The organism is Priestia veravalensis (assembly GCF_001457055.1).
Taxonomy (GTDB): Bacteria; Bacillota; Bacilli; order Bacillales; family Bacillaceae_H; genus Priestia; species Priestia flexa.
On the sequence record NZ_KQ758633.1, the window covers coordinates 54,583 to 69,239 of the forward strand.

Below are 14,657 nucleotides of genomic sequence, written 5' to 3' on the forward strand. Positions count from 1 at the left end.
CAACCTCAAAAAAGCTATTTTTCCCAAGAGTTAATTATATACTAACTTTTAGATAGTTTTTATGAGAAAAAAGCATGGTTTTTGAGTTTGAAATCAGCATCTTAAATATCCGTCTAAAAGGTGTAAGTTTTAGACGCCTAATAAATGAGCAAAACAAAAAGCACCCTAGCTGCAGGATGCTCTTTGTTTCATTCATTTACTTTTCTCCATTTTTTGCTTCCTTGCTAATATATCAGATTTTAGAAAAAGCTTTTCCTTTGAGCTTTCTCGTATAGGATTGATCGTGCCGTTCTTAACCAACTTATTTACATATTGGCGACTAACTCCTAATATCTCTATAGCATCTGAGGTCGTAACAACCTCAGATGCTAGAAATTGCACTAACTGTTCTCTAGTCTTAATGTGAAACGAATCACTCATAACTCAAGCGTTCCTCCTTTTTAAAACGATTATAATAATTGTCAGCACTAACCACACGACAGCTAAAATTGAAGCTGTAATGTCTAGCCAATGCAGCTTATTATAATCCATTGTTGCAAAATGCGTAGCGAACAAGATTGACATTAAAAACGTAAAAGAGAAGAATTTCATATTTTTTCATGGACATGATATAATATTTAGTAAGAGGAAGGGGTTGCCCCCTTACCTCCCTTGCTTATTTGCGACGTTTCTTTTTGCTAGGAGAGCGTCGCTTTTTCTTTTTCTTCGACTTCTTTCTTCTCTCAGCTAGTTCCTTCTCTATCGTCATAATTCCAACGATGCTTCCAGTTAGCCAAGTTAACATCCGAAGAAGTCTTTCTACTGTTTCCATGTCCACTTTGTTCACCTCCTTTTGATACTTTAATTATATCAAAAGGAGGTGACGTTCGTTAACTTAATTGATGAAAATCTATACAAAAATGTTTTTTATTTCAACAAAAAAAGAACACTAATTTACTCAGCGTTCTCCTTATCAACTATTAAATTTAAATAACACCTGAATCCATTGATGGCACTACTCCACCAGGATCTAATGTTGGAGCAGTACCCCCTGGATCTTTACATAATACAGGTGAAGCGCCACCTGGGTCTAAATGACTCTAACGTCCTGCTGTACTCATATTATCCCCTATTTTCATTAACTGTTTTGAAAGACTCCTTTAATAAAGAGATCTAATTCTTTCTTCTCTTTTGATAAGGTTTCATACCTTGAATATAGCCATGAGGTATTTTGATCTTTTTCAGTAATAACTTTTTTTAACTCAAACTTATATTTTTTATAGGCTTCAAAGAAACCCTCGAATTCGCGATGCTCTAAATGAGCTTCTTTATAGATTCTTTTAGCCTCTATATAACTTTGAAAAGACATATTCATATAAGTTAGAGACAATTGATACCTCAAATCAGAATCGTGTTTCTCAAGAACTTTGTAGGATGCCCTAGCATCACTAAAAGCATCGTCTAGCCTTTCTTGTAAATACGAAACATTATAAAGAAATTTTTCGTTTTCTCTCATTTTTATCACCTCCCTCTTTTTAATTATATCAACAATTAGTAGGAAATACCTTTTAATTGTCGAATATTGTAATTGAAATAAGGAGGTGAAACTAGTGTCAAGCGTATGGATGTATAACAATAATGTAAATACCGCAATAGTTACTGTAGATGAAAATGAATACCTGGTTTATTATAAGACCGTCAGCTCTTTAATTCCTAAACTTGTTGAAGAAATTCAAACGGGCAAAAGAATTACATATAAAGATGTCAGTGAAGAAATTTCTTCTATCCCTAACAATATGAATTTAGATGAGATGACAAGATATATGATTTCAAGACTACAAACGATGTAATAAATTCAACTTCAAAACTAAAGCAAAGAGTCTAACCTTGTAATACGACTCGTGCTTTAGTTTTTCTTAATGGGGATTTTTATTCAATATTATATATACAAAATAACCTATGGACTTTGCTTTTTCCTCCAATTAAAATAAGAGCACTCTCCTGGAATGCTCTCTAAGGATCTAAGCTATATTAATTGAACTGGCTTATTATTTCTAAACCTGTGATATCTTTCTTCAAACTATTGATATATTTAGATTCATAACTTTTTCTTTTTTGTTTAGAAAAGTTCACACGAACCTTGAAAGGTTGATTTTTATACCAAGTTCCTAAGCTTACCATTAATTCGGAGTAAGAAAATTCACCAGCTTTATAAAGGCTAACAAACAACCTACTTCTTTTTTGAAGAATATAAGTGATATATTCTTTATGTTCATTAGAAAGTTTGTCAGACTTCGCAAGATTTTTTATTATTTTTTCTCTATCATTATGCATAGATTGTATTGCTTTGAAAGGCATTCTGAAGAACATATCAAAGAATATAAAAGTGAGATAAATAGCAGTTAAGAATCCTCTACTGAACGTTAAGATAGTCAAAAAAGTAAATAAAATAAATAAAAATGCTACTAATATTAAGATGATCATAACGTTATCTAGGATGAACATTTGTTACCATCTCCTCTCTTCCAGTTTTCTTTTTTTGTTTCTTCATTATTTTTTTGTTCAAAGCAAAGATATTGTCAAAAGTAATTGTACCCATAAAAATAAAGGTATAAACACAACTCACAATCAGCAAATAACTGTGAACATGCACACTTAAGTCAAATGGCATGTAATATTGAGAGTTAAACACAACTTTCTTTTCAACAAGAGTTAACACTCCTGCTACACCTAATATATTCGATACAATGGTTAAGATACCTGCTAACCAAATTAATATTATAAACCATTTCAGTAAGCTTTGAACTTTAAGTAACCCATAAAAATCGACAAGTAAAGGAGCTAAAAATATAGTATGCGAAATAAATAAATTTCGTGCGTCTGTTGGTATCCCTCCAACATAGTTTACCAAAGCTATTCCTACTAAAAAAATAATAAACTTTACAGTTTTCAAATATTAGACATCCTTTCACTTTCACGATTCTGTCTAATAATATCATAAAATGTAGTTATAAAGGGATTTTTTTCACAATTAAATGGTATAATATCCTAATTAACGCTAATTCTCTTCCAGTTTTTTATACTTTGCTTTTTGTTGTTATTCACTTTTTCTAATTGATTGAATTATTCATTTTAAGTTAGCTTCGAATTTTCATTTCAATCACCTTCTTACATTTGATTTTGACACGTCAGATTCTTTCATATGACGTTTTTATTTACTTTTAATATAAATACATTCAGATGTAAAAAAGACGCTCCTGCAAAACAGGAACGCCCTCTATGAATATTTTCTTGATAATACAAATTTATCATGGATAAAACCTAATATCTTAAAGTGTTTTTAAAATATTTTATTAATCTTTTTAAATTATTTTTAAACACCTTGCTTGAATACAGCGACATTTAGGTTTAATGCCACTCGATAGAAGGCTTTCCATCTAATTTTATCGTACGTAACTGCGCTTATAGGTGGTTGGAATTTATGACAGTATACGTTGTAATCAGTGATGTATTCAGATTCAATGGACATGTACCGTTCTTCAATCAGAAAGCGCTCCAGTTTTGGCAACCGAGCCACTGCTCTTTCCACACGATTGATGAATGCATGTCTCATTTTTCGCTGATCTGCGTTGTAAATAGCAATGGAGCCTGTCTGGTCGCTTGTTTGATTAGTTGGGCCATGAAATCGTTCTTCAGAGCTGGCTGTAATGGAAGCTTCTCTTTCTTCAAACTCTAAGTACTTAAACAGGCGATACTTTTCCAGCTCGTTCTCTACAGCTTGTTGGGTCTCTTTACGGTCAATTTCGGGAAGTACAAACGACATTTGTGTCAATATAACTCCCTCCTATAAAATTACTAAATGCTATCATCTATTTAACTAAAGAAGCATACATTTATTATAATATATCCCACTCCGCCTCATTCTAGGAGAGATATAATTGGAACTATTAATAACCGTGAACATTTACATCAGTTTGAAATTTGCTATTTTCATTTTTGGAAGTGTTCATTTTTTTAAGAAGTCTATTGCTGTTATTATCACTTCAAAAATTAAATCGTAAGAGTTTAAAGATTTTTCTTTAAAAACAATAAAGGATATATTAATTTAATGAGGCCAGGAGGCGCGCGTAAAGTAACTATAAATGCAGCGCGCGTACCTGGAAAAGAAAATTAATATTATATATGTGCTTTCATTAATTTATTTTTAATGAGAAATTTCTTCTAACGCTTCTTTGGCTTCATCTTTAACATCATCCAATGACATCTGACCAGGACTTACATTCACATTGCCACCCTGATCCACTTGATACTCCACACCTTCATGCTCTTCATAAAACTCATCAATACTCATCTGCGATTCAACAATATTCAACGTAACGTCTGATCCTGCTCGTTTGTAGAAATTAAACGACTGCTCGGCTGACGTATCACCTTTGACAATGAACTCAAGCGTTGTTTTCTTATTATCTTTCGTTGTTTTGCTAAACTCACAAGTAAGCTTTTGATCTACACCTTCAATTTCTAGTTCAACTACCTCACGAGTAAGCTGGTTAAGCTCCTGTTTCTTCTCGTCTTCCCCTTTCACATAAAACTGGACGAGCTCTTTCTTGCTATCCTTAGTCTGCTTGTTGAAATTTGCTTTAACAGTTACTTGCATCCTTCATCTCTCCCTTTTCTCCAAATGTCATTAGAACGCCAACCCCATAACCGTGCTCTTTAATATCACTCGCTTGCACCCATCCACGACTTTCGTGATCACGTATCAACTTATTTAACTGCGGCTCTGTCAGTGAGTAGACAATCTTTTTAAGCTGCCTTCTGTTCATGATGTCACCTTAGCTAGTACTTCTCGTTGATAACGAGTTAATGACAATTCTTGATGATGTAGGTGCCACGCAATCCTCGCTAAAATATAGGCATCAACTACGTTATCACTTGCATGCTTAAAGCTGAAATGTTGCTCAACGGCTGTCATGACTGCTTTTTTCTTTTCCTTACCAGTGAGCCGTTTTTTACTCCCTTCTTCTCCTATCCATCCGGTAACGTTCACAAACTTCTTTAAAGCATTTGGCGCTATTTCGTGATACTTTAACTTTCGCTTATACAACTCGTTTCGTATCCCGTGATGTAGCCCCCCAGCAAACATCGCTTTTTGTGTATCAAATGGAAAACCTTCAACGCAAATGTTGTCACCGGACTGTAAGTGTAGATTAATTTCGTGAAGCAGTGTGACCATTCTTTTGGGATCTTGAGAACCTACACCTGTTAGCTCCTTCGCTTTTAAAACCTGACCATATTCGTCTAACGCAACAAAACCTGTTTTAGTTGATGGATCAATCCCCACAAACCTCATTAAACCATCACCGTCCTAACGACTTTTGCTGCGTATTCCAAGCCTTGAACCTTACCTTTATAAAATGCCTGCTGTTCTGCAGGAAGCTTGTCTATAATTTCATGAATCTCAGAAGCTTTTGTTTCAAAGTCATCTACGACTCTATCAATTTCTTTTGAATCAATCGCCATTCACTCGTCCTCCTGCATCTGTTTACCAAACTTACATTTAACCGTAATGTGAATGTGCTCTAACTCTGAAAGAGTTAACTCATACAACTGCTTCCCTTCAGTCGTTTTAAAGTAGCCAAACTTCACGAGCTCATTAATCAAAAAGTCTCGTCTCTTTTGAACAGCTAGATTTAAAACTGCCATGACATCACCTTCATTTCCCTGTATTTTTTCGTGATAAATCTAATATTTTGTTTTGCTCTTTCAAGTACAATAGCTCTACTACACCAGTTGGACCATTACGCTGCTTAGCAATATCAATTTCCAAGATGTTTCGTTTATCACTATCCTTGTCGTAGTACTCATCGCGGTAAAGAAAGCCAATTACATCTGCATCTTGTTCAATGCTGCCTGATTCTCGTAAGTCGGACATCATTGGACGCTTATTTGCTCGGCTCTCTACCCCACGAGACAGCTGAGCCAATGTAATGACCGGCACTTTAAATTCCTTTGCCATAGCTTTAAGCGCTGCTGAAATCTCTGATACTTGCAAATGAGCATTTCCGTTATGATCATGTTGTGGTCGTATGAGCGTTAAATAGTCAATCATAACTAACAGGCTTTTACCTGGATAATCTTTTTGCACTTGCCTGACCTGCGCGCGCATTTCATTGACCGTTTGCCCAGGCTTATCAAAGATTTGCATCTGCATGCGCTCCAAGATGCCGATTGCTTTCACCCAGTTAACGCGGTCTTTATCATCAAAATAGTTGAATGGATTCCGAATTTTGTTACCGTCAATTCCACCAATGGCTGATAACATACGTTTAATTAAGCTATCTGCGCTCATTTCCAGTGAAAAAACACATGGTATAGTTCCTTTCAAACCAGCGTTTCCTGCAATATTTAACATGAAAGCTGTCTTACCCATACTAGGGCGAGCGCCGATAATGATAGAATCCTCATCTTGCCACCCGTCTGTCATTTCATCTAAATCTTTAAAACCCGAAGGGATACCACTTAATCCTGCTGGAACTGGGGTATCGGGTAACTCGTACAAGTCTGATAACTTTGAAGATAAATCAAAGCGCTCTTTCGTTCCTGTGGTATCAATCTTGTTTAGCTGCTGAATAATGCTTTGAATATCAACATCTTGTGTAGATCCTGATTCAAATGGTTGCAAGACATTTTGAACAGCTCGTTGCTTCCACAGATTTAAAATGACTTCTGCGTAATAGTCGAAATTGGCTGTTGTCGGCACCGCGTTTGTTAGTTGCATCAAGTATGTAACTCCACCGACATTCTCCATTTTTTCATTACCAGCTATGTTTACTAGTGCTACAAAGTCAATAGGCTTCTTCATTTCCGCCAGCTGAAGCATCCAGGAATAGATTTCGCTATTCCTTGGATCATAAAAGTGCTCCGGCTTCACGTTAATTTCTTGCAGAATACTTGGTTGTAGTAAGATACTCCCTAGGAGCGTGCATTCAGCTTCAATACTGTACCTCGTTTCCAAAGTCTGCATAGTAACGCTCATAGAAGTCCTCACCTCTCAATTTACGCATTTTTTCAAGGTGTGCACGGTTTACACGTGATTTTTCTTCCTGTACATAAATCTCAGAAATTGTAGGAGGAAACTTGCACTGCGACACATGTTTCTTAAGCTTGGCAAATGCTTTCTCGTAATCTACTGCTTTAAGCTGTTCAATCCATACCGCAACACGCTGTTCTGTAATATCAAAATGAGGATAAGCTTCTGCTATATAACGTAAGATGTTTATAGTTTCCTTACTGGTCATTCAACTCACTCCATTTCGTATTTCTTAGCAATCTCATCCAACGCATCTAAATTGCTCGCTTTCTTTTTTTCTTTGTGATAGCGATCTAGTACACCTTTTTCGACATATTCGAACTTGGCGATATAATCTAATCGATGTTTCGGCTTATATTCGTCAAAAATTTTATCGATTAAGAATAAAACCTTGTCTACAGGAATATGATCTTCTAACAATCTATAAATAGCTGCTTCATCCATCTTCGATAAGACGAGTCCTTTTGCTCTTCGTTGAATAAATTTATCTGCGATTTTTTGAAAATCACTACTGTTTATCATGAGCACTTCCTCTTCTTCTTTTTTTATATCTTTTATATCTTTATTACATAGACCATTTTTTGTCTGTCTCTCGGTAAAATTTTGTCTATCTCTTGTTTCAGATAGGTCGTTTTTTACCTTTCTCTCATTAAGAGATAGACCATTTCTTGCCTGTCTCTTTGGCTTGAACTTTTTCGAGTTTTTCACATAATAAATTTCTCCGTAAGGTGCACGTTTCGTTTCAATGTATTTGTATTTCTTCAATCGATTCACATGATTCTTCACAGTGCTTTCACTCACACCTAAATCTATTGCAATTTCCGCATGCTTTATCGGCTTCCCTCCAAGAACGATACCCAGCCTTTCATCACCTTCCTGAAACTCTTTGGTTGTCTTTGAGATAAACCAGATAAACTCCCATATTGCAGCACCGATTTGTTCTCTATGCTCTGGTGATAATAGACCTGAGTGGATAGGAAAATAAAAAGGTTCAGGCATCGTCTCACCTCATTTCACTTTACAAATTACTTTATGACCTTCAATTCGAACGGGCTGTAACTCTGGATGACTTCTAGCAACATAGCCTTTAACATATTGGAGATACAGCTTTTTATTACCTTTAGCCATCCATTTATAACAGTGAGGAATTGTAATTGTGTGCTCCATTTACTTACAGAAGCGTTTCTTGCTTAAATTCCTCAAATTCATGTGTTAAATCATCAAAATTTTCTTTTTGAGCAGGCTGTTGTTTCAATTCAAAATCCAATAATTTCAGCAATCCAACAACCTCTTGAAGCGTTAATTCTTTTGGATTCTTTTTCATTTTCGTTTTGATATAATCGCTTGTTTGATTACGATTCCAACCTAACTTCTCTGTTTTGCCGTACACTTCAGTCCATTTTGTTTTTAATTCTTCATCTGGATCAATTACTTCTGTTTCGCCAACTGTAATTTGAGCAGTTGATGGAGTAATATCAACTCGACCAGATTGATAAGAGCTTACTGATTCTGTTGCAGCACTTGTCACCGGCTCGTCTTCTGCAATTTCAATACCATATTGAATTTTAGCTGCACGCTTCATAATGTGTTTTTTGAACATATCTGAGAACCACTGATTCCACATCGTTGAATTTCGACCTTTTTTCATATGTTCTACTTCTGTTGATTCCATCACTACAACCACATCGTCGAATCCTTCTCGCTTTGCGATTGCATATCCCCCAATGATTTTCCCTCGTGGAAATCCAATTTCATGTACAACTTCTTTTTTAGCAGCGTTAAATTTAAACTCATCGTTTTCATGAACGATTTGGGCATCGATTCCTTTATAACCTTCCGTTTTGCGAGCAAGAAATAAGATACCCTCAACCGCAATTTGAATGCTCATTGTTGGTCCGGCTTTTCCGTCATAAACGATGCAGTGTACATGGTTCAAGAAAGGGTTTAATCCAGAGTTAACGCACGTCTGAACAAATAATGAGAATTGCTCATTTGTAGTTCCTTTTGCAATGGTTTGCTTAATTGTATCTAGCTCCGATTGAGTGAAATTCCCTACTACTGCTTGTGTATTAACGTTTGTTACTTGATTTTTACTCATTAATTGCTTCCTCCTTTAGTGAAACACCTATAATCTCAAGCTCTTTATCTACCACTCTAGCAACAATGATTTGTCCAGATGGTTTGGTGAAATTCAAAATACTTTCAGCGTTATCGACAAATGTCGGTGTCACAACCTCTGACTGCTTAGACAGAACCTCAATTAGCTCTAATCCAGCTTTTATCTTTTCAGCCGTAGAAAGCTTGCTATATGGCTTTCCATCCCTTTCAATTTCAAAAGTTGCACGCTCTTCTCCGTTTTTTAATTGCTCATACAGTCGAACAGAAATGGTTGTAAATAAACTATCTATCTTGTGAACCATTAGTTCAGATCGTTTTGTACGGAACGATTTAATTGCATCAATAAGCACAAGCGATTCGTTACGCTCTTTACGGATGCTATGCTGATTTTCTTCAGCAGTCGCAATACTCTCAAGCAGCTCTTTTGTTCGATTTATATCACCTAGTTGATCACGTAAATTATTCAGCTCACCATATATCTTCACAAGGCGTGAAGCTTCTGCAGGATTTTCTTCAACTGGCTCTGGCAGTTCATTTAGCTTTTCATTTACATCTTTAAGCTCCTGCACCAACTTAATGCCTTTGTCAGCTTCAGTGTTATAACGCGCCTGGCGTTGCTGCTTCACCTTAGCTATTGATTTTTCATCCAATGCTTGTCCACACGTAGCACAATGCTCGTCCAGTGTTTCTGTTTTTATTGCTGTTAAAATGTCTTTTTGACGTTGAATTTCACCTTTTAATGATTCGCTTCGAAGCTCTAAACGACTTCTCTCTCTGCTTTGTTGGTGAACATTTATATTACGATTTTCGTATTCCAATAACTCTTTACTCAAAACGTCGATTTTTTCTTTCAATTCATGCTCATTTATATTGTAATCGTTATTACTCACTTGCTCTTTAAGCGTAACCACACGTTCACTCGCTCGCTCTAATGCCTTATCTTGATTTTTAAAGCGATCTCGATGTAACTTTTCAAGGTCATCTAAAGAATGTTTCTTTAATTGAGGCTCCAGTTGACTTTGAGATACACTGGGTAACCCTGCAAGTACTTCTTTATTTAAAGGCTCACTTACATAGCTGAGTAGTTGTTTCCGTTGATCTTGCCAGTGTTGTGTAAAAAAATAGGTTGGATTAAATAACGATAGAAATAATGTTTTATCAAATAACCCTTCAACAATTTCATTAATCCGTGTTGCTTTTTCGGGCACTTCATTCACATAATACTTTGCTGTTTTCTTTTGAATACGGCCAAGGAGAATTTGTTGCTCATCTACTTTCAAGAGCAATTCTACTTTCGTTTCAACCTTATCGTCACAACCAACTGGTCGCGGATCTAGCTTAGTCCCTAATGCATCCGTTCCGTATAAAACATACGTCACTGCATCCCCTATACTGGACTTACCTGCACCGTTTTTGCCTTCAATTTTGGTCATATCATTAAAGTTAACTGTGAGTACATGGTGGTTCTTAAAGTTTTCAATGCGCATTTCTAGAAAAGAAATATTCATGTGCTACCTCCATTTGCTTTTTAAGAACAATTGCTGTACTCTGAAATTGTCTAAGTTTCGGAGCAGCATTGCCTGCTTTGTGCCTTACTTTATTGAGTAAGGCATTTTTATTTTGCTACAACCTTTTCTATACCTAGAGCCTTAAAAAACTCTTCAACTTCCTTCGTTACAACTTCAGCCAGAATAAATTCCTCATCCGCCTGAAAAATCTCTTCTCCTACAAATACTTCATTACCAGCTGCATCAATTCCATATATCTGTGGATCTTTTTCAACATCAGTGACTATTGGATTCTCTACCTGTTGCATCGCTTCACCTCCCTTCAATCATGTGGGTGCTCAAGCATATAACCAACTGTGATAATCTCTCTTAGATCCGTACTGTACTCAATGCTATCCAATTTAATGTGAGTGTCACCATCAGCCACGTAGGACAGAATTTCTTTGCTAATTGTCAACTTCATCACCTCCCTTCGGTTAACTTCTTATCACTTTTGATATAACGAAATACAATATCCACATTGAACCCTTTACGCTTCATATCAGCTACAATTTTTCTATACGTTTTGATACTTGTGCTTTCATGTTGTTACTCCTTGTGAATTTTTTAGTATAATCTTCCTATGAAGGAGGTGAATAGTATGAATCTATCTATTTATTTGAGACTTCAGATAGCATCTATATTTGGAAAAGTAAAAATTAAACCTACATACAAGCACCTACAATACATGGCTGATTATAATTTTATAAGCCCTCTCAATGATCATTGGGTTGAAATTAATGGTTTTCCACTCCCAACTCATAGTGATTTTTACATCATTACTACCGACGGTAAAAAAGCTCTTTGGGAAAAAGGAAATCTTTTAGTAACAAGAATAATTTCAGTTTTTGCATTACTAACCAGTTTAGTTTCTTTACTAATTAATTACTTATCAAAATAATAAGCACCGTAAATATTGACACGATTAAAGCAAATGATGCGATACCGAGATTAATTAAATTTTGCTTCAAAAGGTTATTCCACTTTTCTGTTTCCTCACTTGTTGTCTTCTCAACTTTTGAGGATTTTTTTTGCTTGTGATTAATCATTAACTCCCCTCCTGTTGAATTTTTACGGTTATCCCTCCAACAGTCATTTCAAAAATTTTAATTTCTTTCCCATACTTTCTTGAAAGAGCTCTCTCAACAATGGGTCTTATTTTTCTAATTTTTTCTTCTGTCATTTGAAATGCACTAAGATCCATAAGTTATCACCTCGATAAAGCATATGTGGAAGGAGTGACAGGACAAATCATAAAATTAGATGCTAACGGCGATTACTTTAAAAAGTAGAATCACCGTTAGTCAGTCTACTTAAAGTAGAATCACCACTAAAAAAAATAAAATCATAACTGAACCCCAATATTTCGCTAATTAATTTTGCTTCTCCTATTGTTACATCATCAGGGTTCTTTTCCATGTTACTGTAAGTTTGCACATGGACACCTAGCTTTTTTGCGACTTCTTTTTGAGTGAGACCTTTAAGCAATCTTGCTTGTTTTAAAGTGAATTTCAACTTTATCACCTCACTTATTTTCCTTCACAACCACATAATAATCTACCTAAAGTAGAATGTCAACTAATTAAAAAACATTAAATTCTACAATAAGTTCTCTGTTTTTTCTATAAAAGTAGAATTTTTTCTACTTTTGATTGAATGTTTTCTACTTTTGGTATAATATATTGTATATAAATTAGGTCGGAGGTAATAAAAATGAGCATAGGGAAAAATATTAAGAAATTAAGAGAACTACATAACTTATCCCAAAAAGAATTAGCAGAAATAGCTGGTGTTTCTGATAAAGCTGTATCAACTTGGGAAAATGAAGTTAAAGATCCTAGAATGGGTGCTATTCAAAAAATCGCAGATCATTTTGGAATTTTAAAAAGTGATATTATCGAAGATAAAATGGATGTTTTATCAAAGAAACCACACGCACCTAAAAATATTGAAGGTCATTCAGTAAGAATGCCTTTATTAGGATCTATTGCGGCTGGTTTGCCTTTAGATATGGCTCCAATTCAAGAATGGGTTAATGTTCCAGTAGAAGTAGCAGAAAGATATCCTAATGCTTTTTTAGTAACAGTTAATGGTGATAGTATGAATAAACTCATTCCTCCTAATGTCTTAGCTTTAATTGATCCTACTCAAGAAGTCCGTAATGGTGATGTGGCAGCTGTGGCAGTAAATGGCTATGATGCAACACTAAAAAGATTTTTTAAGTTCCAAAACGGTATTACTCTTGAGCCGGAAAGTTTCAATCCAAAACACAAAACCCAATACTATGATGCCAAAACGCAAGAACATACGCCTATTCATATTAAAGGGAAATTAGTTTGGTACATGCCACCCCTTGATATTAAATTCTAGGAGGATGCTCCATGAAATGTATTGTCTATGTAAGGGTATCAACTGATGAACAAGCCAAACACGGTTTTTCAATTGCTGCTCAAATTGAAAAGCTAGAAGCATATTGCATATCTCAAGGTTGGGAGTTAGTAGATAAGTACATTGATGAAGGTTATTCAGCTAAAGATTTGCAACGACCTGCTTTTGAAAAAATGATGGACACATTGAAGCAAGGAAATATTGATGTTTTATTAGTTTATCGCTTAGATCGGCTGACACGCTCTGTTATGGACTTATATAAAATCTTAAAGATACTCGATGATAATAACTGTATGTTCAAAAGTGCTACTGAAGTATATGACACAACAAATGCTATGGGACGTTTATTTATAACACTAGTAGCAGCTATCGCTCAATGGGAACGTGAAAATTTAGGTGAACGTGTACGTTTAGGTATGGAGAAAAAAACAAAGCTTGGTATGTGGAAAGGCGGCATGGCTCCTTACGGATATAAAATCGTTGAAAAGAAATTAGTCGTTAATGATAAAGAAAAAGCAGTTGTACAAGAAATTTTCAAACAAACAACAACCTTTGGCTTTTATACGTTGGCTAAACATTTAACAAACAAAGGCTTTTCAACTCGTAAAGGTGGAGAATGGCATGTAGACTCAGTAAGAGATATTGCCAACAATCCCGTTTACGCCGGATACTTAACCTTTAATCAAAACTCCAAAGACTATAAAAAACCACCCAGAGAGCAAACTCTATATGAAGGCAGTCATGAACCGATTATTTCTAAAGAAGAATTTTGGGCTTTACAAGATCTACTGGACAAAAGAAGAAATGGTGGAGGAAAAAAGCACACTAGTAATTATTATTTCTCAACCCTACTAAAATGCGCACGATGCGGTCATTCTCTTTCGGGTCATAAATCAGCTGGTAAAAAGACATACAGATGCTCTGGAAAAAAAGCCGGCAAGAATTGTACTAGTCATATTATTTTAGAAGATAACTTAACAAAAACAATTTTTAGCATGTTTGATAAACTGGTTGGAAATATATATAATTCGACTGATTCATCTAATTACTCAGATGAAAAAATCAATGAATTGACTAATGAATTGAAAAATCTTGAAAAACTTTTAGATAAACAAAAGAAGATGTACGAAAATGATATTATCGACATTGACGAGTTGATAAAAAAATCTAACCAACTTAGAGAACGAGAAAAAGAGATCAATAAAGAATTGAAAAGTATAAATCGAAGTAGCAAAACTGCCAATGAAGAAACAAAATATATTATCTCTAACATCGATACTGTATGGGAATACTCTACTGATCATGAACGAAAGCAGTTAATGAATAGCATTTTTACGCAAATCGTTATTGATACCAAAGAAGAATATAAAAGAGGAACAGGAAAACCTAGAGAAATCATTATTGTATCAGCGAAATGATTATATGTCTTTTATGGGTGGCGGTACTCCACCATAAATAATATACATATAGTCTTTCTGCTTACTAAAAACAAAAAAGCACAGCGTGTATAAAAAGTGTTGGCGCACTTTTTA

26 protein-coding genes are annotated in these 14,657 nt (G+C 35.1%); 4 read left to right on the forward strand and 22 right to left on the reverse strand.

Going from position 1 to position 14,657, the window contains the following annotated elements:
- Window positions 1-192: 192 nt before the first annotated feature.
- The 3 genes from AS180_RS05345 to AS180_RS23480 all read right to left on the reverse strand — a co-directional run bounded on the left by AS180_RS05345 (window position 193) and on the right by AS180_RS23480 (window position 1,495).
- On the reverse strand, window positions 193-420 hold the full coding sequence (locus AS180_RS05345; RefSeq protein ID WP_062686523.1) for a helix-turn-helix transcriptional regulator: 228 nt from the start codon (window positions 418-420) through the stop codon (window positions 193-195).
- A 235-nt stretch (window positions 421-655) separates the two neighbouring features.
- Window positions 656-817 carry a hypothetical protein gene (locus AS180_RS22285; protein ID WP_153301199.1) on the reverse strand — a complete coding sequence of 54 codons (162 nt, stop codon included), beginning with the start codon at window positions 815-817 and terminating at the stop codon, window positions 656-658.
- A 300-nt stretch (window positions 818-1,117) separates the two neighbouring features.
- Window positions 1,118-1,495, reverse strand: a complete 378-nt coding sequence (locus AS180_RS23480; RefSeq protein WP_025907756.1) for a hypothetical protein — start codon at window positions 1,493-1,495, stop codon at window positions 1,118-1,120.
- Window positions 1,496-1,589: 94 nt separating this feature from the next.
- On the opposite strand from AS180_RS23480, the gene AS180_RS05355 reads away from it, so the two are divergent.
- Window positions 1,590-1,829, forward strand: a complete 240-nt coding sequence (locus AS180_RS05355; RefSeq protein ID WP_025907757.1) for a hypothetical protein — start codon at window positions 1,590-1,592, stop codon at window positions 1,827-1,829.
- Between the two features lie 181 nt (window positions 1,830-2,010).
- Here the strand turns inward: AS180_RS05355 and AS180_RS05360 are convergent, their stop codons facing one another.
- From AS180_RS05360 to AS180_RS22300, 16 genes are all read right to left on the reverse strand, one after another.
- Window positions 2,011-2,484, reverse strand: coding sequence for a hypothetical protein (locus AS180_RS05360; protein ID WP_025907758.1), 474 nt, complete (start codon window positions 2,482-2,484; stop codon window positions 2,011-2,013).
- The gene (locus AS180_RS05365) at window positions 2,468-2,932 is read right to left on the reverse strand and encodes a hypothetical protein (RefSeq protein ID WP_025907759.1); all 465 of its coding nucleotides are present in this window, start codon (window positions 2,930-2,932) and stop codon (window positions 2,468-2,470) included. Before AS180_RS05365 ends, AS180_RS05360 begins: the two co-directional genes overlap by 17 nt.
- 420 nt (window positions 2,933-3,352) lie before the next feature.
- Entirely contained in the window at window positions 3,353-3,802 is a 450-nt protein-coding gene (locus AS180_RS05370) for an ArpU family phage packaging/lysis transcriptional regulator (RefSeq protein WP_025907760.1), read from the reverse strand.
- A 381-nt stretch (window positions 3,803-4,183) separates the two neighbouring features.
- Entirely contained in the window at window positions 4,184-4,636 is a 453-nt protein-coding gene (locus AS180_RS05375; protein WP_025907761.1) for a hypothetical protein, read from the reverse strand.
- Entirely contained in the window at window positions 4,620-4,805 is a 186-nt protein-coding gene (locus tag AS180_RS05380; protein WP_025907762.1) for a hypothetical protein, read from the reverse strand. The genes AS180_RS05375 and AS180_RS05380 overlap by 17 nt, the downstream gene beginning before the upstream one ends.
- On the reverse strand, window positions 4,802-5,332 hold the full coding sequence (locus AS180_RS05385; RefSeq protein WP_025907763.1) for a hypothetical protein: 531 nt from the start codon (window positions 5,330-5,332) through the stop codon (window positions 4,802-4,804). Before AS180_RS05385 ends, AS180_RS05380 begins: the two co-directional genes overlap by 4 nt.
- A complete protein-coding gene (locus AS180_RS22290; RefSeq protein ID WP_153301201.1) occupies window positions 5,332-5,502 on the reverse strand; it encodes a hypothetical protein in 171 nt (56 codons plus the stop codon). Before AS180_RS22290 ends, AS180_RS05385 begins: the two co-directional genes overlap by 1 nt.
- On the reverse strand, window positions 5,503-5,685 hold the full coding sequence (locus tag AS180_RS05390) for a Fur-regulated basic protein FbpA (RefSeq protein WP_025907764.1): 183 nt from the start codon (window positions 5,683-5,685) through the stop codon (window positions 5,503-5,505).
- A 10-nt stretch (window positions 5,686-5,695) separates the two neighbouring features.
- On the reverse strand, window positions 5,696-7,018 hold the full coding sequence (gene dnaB, locus AS180_RS05395) for a replicative DNA helicase (RefSeq protein WP_051567054.1): 1,323 nt from the start codon (window positions 7,016-7,018) through the stop codon (window positions 5,696-5,698).
- Window positions 6,975-7,280 (reverse strand): replicative helicase loader/inhibitor, encoded by a 306-nt coding sequence (locus AS180_RS05400; RefSeq protein WP_025907766.1) that lies wholly within the window; start codon window positions 7,278-7,280, stop codon window positions 6,975-6,977. The genes dnaB and AS180_RS05400 overlap by 44 nt, the downstream gene beginning before the upstream one ends.
- A gap of 5 nt (window positions 7,281-7,285) precedes the next feature.
- Window positions 7,286-8,071, reverse strand: coding sequence for a helix-turn-helix domain-containing protein (locus AS180_RS05405; RefSeq protein ID WP_025907767.1), 786 nt, complete (start codon window positions 8,069-8,071; stop codon window positions 7,286-7,288).
- A 9-nt stretch (window positions 8,072-8,080) separates the two neighbouring features.
- Window positions 8,081-8,239 (reverse strand): hypothetical protein, encoded by a 159-nt coding sequence (locus AS180_RS22295; protein WP_156413448.1) that lies wholly within the window; start codon window positions 8,237-8,239, stop codon window positions 8,081-8,083.
- A gap of 4 nt (window positions 8,240-8,243) precedes the next feature.
- Window positions 8,244-9,170, reverse strand: coding sequence for a RecT family recombinase (locus AS180_RS05410; protein ID WP_025907768.1), 927 nt, complete (start codon window positions 9,168-9,170; stop codon window positions 8,244-8,246).
- On the reverse strand, window positions 9,163-10,698 hold the full coding sequence (locus tag AS180_RS05415; protein WP_062686524.1) for an ATP-binding protein: 1,536 nt from the start codon (window positions 10,696-10,698) through the stop codon (window positions 9,163-9,165). Before AS180_RS05415 ends, AS180_RS05410 begins: the two co-directional genes overlap by 8 nt.
- Before the next feature lie 107 nt (window positions 10,699-10,805).
- A complete protein-coding gene (locus AS180_RS05420; RefSeq protein ID WP_025907770.1) occupies window positions 10,806-11,006 on the reverse strand; it encodes a hypothetical protein in 201 nt (66 codons plus the stop codon).
- 14 nt (window positions 11,007-11,020) lie between these two features.
- The gene (locus AS180_RS22300) at window positions 11,021-11,161 is read right to left on the reverse strand and encodes a hypothetical protein (protein ID WP_156413449.1); all 141 of its coding nucleotides are present in this window, start codon (window positions 11,159-11,161) and stop codon (window positions 11,021-11,023) included.
- A 177-nt stretch (window positions 11,162-11,338) separates the two neighbouring features.
- Here AS180_RS22300 and AS180_RS05425 point away from each other — a divergent pair, with 177 nt between their 5' ends.
- The gene (locus AS180_RS05425) at window positions 11,339-11,638 is read left to right on the forward strand and encodes a hypothetical protein (RefSeq protein ID WP_025907771.1); all 300 of its coding nucleotides are present in this window, start codon (window positions 11,339-11,341) and stop codon (window positions 11,636-11,638) included.
- Here the strand turns inward: AS180_RS05425 and AS180_RS22305 are convergent.
- The 3 genes from AS180_RS22305 to AS180_RS05430 all read right to left on the reverse strand — a co-directional run bounded on the left by AS180_RS22305 (window position 11,619) and on the right by AS180_RS05430 (window position 12,261).
- Window positions 11,619-11,786, reverse strand: a complete 168-nt coding sequence (locus AS180_RS22305) for a hypothetical protein (RefSeq protein WP_156413450.1) — start codon at window positions 11,784-11,786, stop codon at window positions 11,619-11,621. The two genes, AS180_RS05425 and AS180_RS22305, sit on opposite strands and share 20 nt — an antisense overlap.
- Complete coding sequence (locus AS180_RS23135; protein ID WP_197414232.1) at window positions 11,786-11,941, reverse strand: hypothetical protein; 156 nt, start codon at window positions 11,939-11,941, stop codon at window positions 11,786-11,788. The genes AS180_RS22305 and AS180_RS23135 overlap by 1 nt, the downstream gene beginning before the upstream one ends.
- A 77-nt stretch (window positions 11,942-12,018) precedes the next feature.
- Window positions 12,019-12,261, reverse strand: a complete 243-nt coding sequence (locus AS180_RS05430; protein ID WP_309599123.1) for a helix-turn-helix transcriptional regulator — start codon at window positions 12,259-12,261, stop codon at window positions 12,019-12,021.
- Window positions 12,262-12,450: 189 nt separating this feature from the next.
- Between AS180_RS05430 and AS180_RS05435 the strand changes: the two genes are divergently transcribed.
- Window positions 12,451-13,107: an XRE family transcriptional regulator gene (locus AS180_RS05435; protein WP_025907773.1), complete on the forward strand. Its 657-nt coding sequence runs from the start codon at window positions 12,451-12,453 to the stop codon at window positions 13,105-13,107.
- An 11-nt stretch (window positions 13,108-13,118) separates the two neighbouring features.
- The gene (locus AS180_RS05440; protein ID WP_025907774.1) at window positions 13,119-14,543 is read left to right on the forward strand and encodes a recombinase family protein; all 1,425 of its coding nucleotides are present in this window, start codon (window positions 13,119-13,121) and stop codon (window positions 14,541-14,543) included.
- The last annotated feature ends 114 nt before the right edge of the window (window positions 14,544-14,657 follow it).

Coding starts and splice junctions, on each gene's coding strand:
- AS180_RS05345 (WP_062686523.1), bottom strand. CDS start 420: ATGAGTGATTCGTTTCACATTAAGACTAGAGAACAGTTAGTGCAATTT.
- AS180_RS23480 (WP_025907756.1), bottom strand. CDS start 1,495: ATGAGAGAAAACGAAAAATTTCTTTATAATGTTTCGTATTTACAAGAA.
- AS180_RS05360 (WP_025907758.1), bottom strand. CDS start 2,484: ATGTTCATCCTAGATAACGTTATGATCATCTTAATATTAGTAGCATTT.
- AS180_RS05370 (WP_025907760.1), bottom strand. CDS start 3,802: ATGTCGTTTGTACTTCCCGAAATTGACCGTAAAGAGACCCAACAAGCT.
- AS180_RS05375 (WP_025907761.1), bottom strand. CDS start 4,636: ATGCAAGTAACTGTTAAAGCAAATTTCAACAAGCAGACTAAGGATAGC.
- AS180_RS05380 (WP_025907762.1), bottom strand. CDS start 4,805: ATGAACAGAAGGCAGCTTAAAAAGATTGTCTACTCACTGACAGAGCCG.
- AS180_RS05385 (WP_025907763.1), bottom strand. CDS start 5,332: ATGAGGTTTGTGGGGATTGATCCATCAACTAAAACAGGTTTTGTTGCG.
- AS180_RS22290 (WP_153301201.1), bottom strand. CDS start 5,502: ATGGCGATTGATTCAAAAGAAATTGATAGAGTCGTAGATGACTTTGAA.
- AS180_RS05390 (WP_025907764.1), bottom strand. CDS start 5,685: ATGGCAGTTTTAAATCTAGCTGTTCAAAAGAGACGAGACTTTTTGATT.
- dnaB (WP_051567054.1), bottom strand. CDS start 7,018: ATGAGCGTTACTATGCAGACTTTGGAAACGAGGTACAGTATTGAAGCT.
- AS180_RS05400 (WP_025907766.1), bottom strand. CDS start 7,280: ATGACCAGTAAGGAAACTATAAACATCTTACGTTATATAGCAGAAGCT.
- AS180_RS05405 (WP_025907767.1), bottom strand. CDS start 8,071: ATGCCTGAACCTTTTTATTTTCCTATCCACTCAGGTCTATTATCACCA.
- AS180_RS22295 (WP_156413448.1), bottom strand. CDS start 8,239: ATGGAGCACACAATTACAATTCCTCACTGTTATAAATGGATGGCTAAA.
- AS180_RS05410 (WP_025907768.1), bottom strand. CDS start 9,170: ATGAGTAAAAATCAAGTAACAAACGTTAATACACAAGCAGTAGTAGGG.
- AS180_RS05415 (WP_062686524.1), bottom strand. CDS start 10,698: ATGAATATTTCTTTTCTAGAAATGCGCATTGAAAACTTTAAGAACCAC.
- AS180_RS05420 (WP_025907770.1), bottom strand. CDS start 11,006: ATGCAACAGGTAGAGAATCCAATAGTCACTGATGTTGAAAAAGATCCA.
- AS180_RS22300 (WP_156413449.1), bottom strand. CDS start 11,161: ATGAAGTTGACAATTAGCAAAGAAATTCTGTCCTACGTGGCTGATGGT.
- AS180_RS05425 (WP_025907771.1), top strand. CDS start 11,339: ATGAATCTATCTATTTATTTGAGACTTCAGATAGCATCTATATTTGGA.
- AS180_RS22305 (WP_156413450.1), bottom strand. CDS start 11,786: ATGATTAATCACAAGCAAAAAAAATCCTCAAAAGTTGAGAAGACAACA.
- AS180_RS23135 (WP_197414232.1), bottom strand. CDS start 11,941: ATGGATCTTAGTGCATTTCAAATGACAGAAGAAAAAATTAGAAAAATA.
- AS180_RS05435 (WP_025907773.1), top strand. CDS start 12,451: ATGAGCATAGGGAAAAATATTAAGAAATTAAGAGAACTACATAACTTA.
- AS180_RS05440 (WP_025907774.1), top strand. CDS start 13,119: ATGAAATGTATTGTCTATGTAAGGGTATCAACTGATGAACAAGCCAAA.